Annotated in this window: 2 protein-coding genes and 2 pseudogenes; 2 read left to right on the top strand and 2 right to left on the bottom strand. The window is 62.8% G+C overall.

Going from position 1 to position 1,884, the window contains the following annotated elements; genetic code table 11:
• Positions 1-81: pseudogene (locus A2J03_RS31765) on the top strand (ATP/GTP-binding protein); the annotation flags it as partial.
• A gap of 18 nt (positions 82-99) precedes the next feature.
• On the opposite strand, the gene A2J03_RS21390 reads toward A2J03_RS31765, so the two are convergent.
• Both A2J03_RS21390 and mce read right to left on the bottom strand, forming a co-directional pair.
• Positions 100-1,038 (bottom strand): hypothetical protein, encoded by a 939-nt coding sequence (locus tag A2J03_RS21390; RefSeq protein ID WP_068378029.1) that lies wholly within the window; start codon positions 1,036-1,038, stop codon positions 100-102.
• 45 nt (positions 1,039-1,083) lie between these two features.
• Complete coding sequence (gene mce / locus A2J03_RS21385) at positions 1,084-1,563, bottom strand: methylmalonyl-CoA epimerase (RefSeq protein ID WP_068378027.1); 480 nt, start codon at positions 1,561-1,563, stop codon at positions 1,084-1,086.
• 94 nt (positions 1,564-1,657) lie between these two features.
• Between mce and A2J03_RS21380 the strand changes: the two are divergent.
• A pseudogene (locus A2J03_RS21380) lies at positions 1,658-1,884 on the top strand (acetyl-CoA C-acyltransferase); the annotation flags it as partial.

Raw genomic sequence — 1,884 nt, 5'->3', positions numbered from 1 at the left:
GGTCCGGAGAATCGACGTCACTGGCACACCGGATGTTGGTCGGGCCGGGGCACCCGAGGACTTACCCGGCGCTGGTCCTGAGACCAGCGCCCAGGCAAATCAGGAAGAGGCGTCGGCCTTTTCCTTCGGCGAAGCATCGTCGGCGGACTCGTCGTCCTTGGAGACACCGTTGGACTCGGGCGCGTCGAGAAGTTCGCTTTCACGATTGACCGACGCGAGCATGGCGGGAACCGAATCCAACTGCCCGCGAATACCGAGCAGCTGAGCCAGAACTCGGCTGCGAAGGACACGAAGTTCCTCGGCCAGTTCCTTCGAGTGCGCAATTCGCCGCTCGGCTTGTTCAGTCGCTGCCTGCAGTCGACGCGTTGCCTCGGTGGTTGCTTCCTCGATGCGGTGGGCGGCATCGGCTTTGCTCGACGCCTCGAGGTCCTCGAGAGCTGCGAGGATCTTCGACCTGCGATCGGCCATGGTGATCTCGAAGTCTTCCTGAACCTTCGCGCGCTTCGCCTCGGACTCGGCGGCCAGCTTGTCTCGCTCGGACTGCGCAGCCTCGACGACGCGGGCTGCTTCTGTGCGGGCCTGCGCCATCGTCTGCTCATGCTCGGTTTCGAGAGCCGAACGGCGCTCTTCGAGCTCGGCCACGAGCGATTCGTGTCGACCGCGCAATCGCGCGCTCTCCTGCTCGGCGACCGAGACCATCTCTTCGGCTTCGGCGTGGGCCTTGGCGCGGACCTCGGATGCTTCGTCCGACGCGAGTCGCAGCATCCGCGAGATGCGGTCGCTCATCCCCTCGGCAGTGGTCGGCGGAACCGACAGACGGTCGATGTCCTTACGGAGCTCGTCGATTTCGTCTCGTGCGTCGTCGAGTTGTTTGGCCAGATCACGGGCCTGCGACGCCGCAGCGTCCCTATCTGCGGTCGTCAGGCGAAGTTCTGCGTCGAACCGTTCGAAGTAGTTCGTGACTTCGTCGCGATCGAATCCTTTTCGGACGATGGAAAAGGGAAGTTGCACCCCGGTGCGCTCTTGCTCAATGGCCATGGCGGTCAATTTACCGGTGCGTAGGTTGCGTGGCCATACGGTGTGTCAGTGAATTGGACTTTTGGTCGGTTCTACCAACTCGATCAGCACCCCACCTGCGTCTTTGGGGTGAATGAAATTGATCCGAGAGTCGGCCGTACCTCTGCGGGGCGCGTCGTAGAGCAGCCGCACACCGCGAGAACGCAGTTCAGCGGAGATTTCTTCGATGTCGGTGACTCGGTAGGCCAGCTGCTGGAGCCCAGGCCCGTTCCGGTCGATGAACTTTGCGATTGTCGAGTTCTCGTCGAGTGGAGCCAGCAGTTGCAACGCAGACGCCCCCTCCGGCGCGCCGGGGAAAGACAGCATGGCTTCGCGGACGCCTTGCCCTTCGTTGACCTCCTCGTGCGTGGCCACCATTCCCAGGTGGTCCGTGTACCAGGCGATGGCTGCGTCCAGATCGGGAACCGCGATTCCGACGTGGTCTATCGCCGTGACGAGGTCGGATCGAATGGGGAGTCCGGTCGAGGACTGGTCGGTGGAGGTCATAGAGTCGACGTTAGCGTCAGCTCGATTGCACCGCTCACCGGGGCTGTTGTAGCGAAAGACGACTAACTTCGTGCACTCGGTTGGAGGAATGAAAGTGACTACGTCGGTGATTGTGGCTGGGGCTCGGACCCCGGTGGGTCGTTTGTCTGGTGCGTTGAAGGATTTTTCGGGGTCGGATTTGGGTGGGATCGCGATTCGGGGTGCGTTGGAGAAGTCGGGGGTGGGGCCGGAGTTGGTGGAGTACGTGATCATGGGGCAGGTGTTGACGGCGGGGGCGGGTCAGATGCCGGCGCGTCAGGCTGCGGTGGCGGCGGGTATTGC

This window comes from Rhodococcus sp. EPR-157 (assembly GCF_001647195.1).
GTDB lineage: Bacteria > Actinomycetota > Actinomycetes > Mycobacteriales > Mycobacteriaceae > Rhodococcoides.
The sequence above is the reverse complement of the archived record's forward strand: the minus strand, read 5'-3'. Positions and strand labels throughout refer to the sequence as shown.

Excerpts from the sequence above, each read along its gene's own strand:
- mce (WP_068378027.1), bottom strand. The coding sequence starts at position 1,563 with ATGACCTCCACCGACCAGTCCTCGACCGGACTCCCCATTCGATCCGAC.
- A2J03_RS21390 (WP_068378029.1), bottom strand. The coding sequence starts at position 1,038 with ATGGCCATTGAGCAAGAGCGCACCGGGGTGCAACTTCCCTTTTCCATC.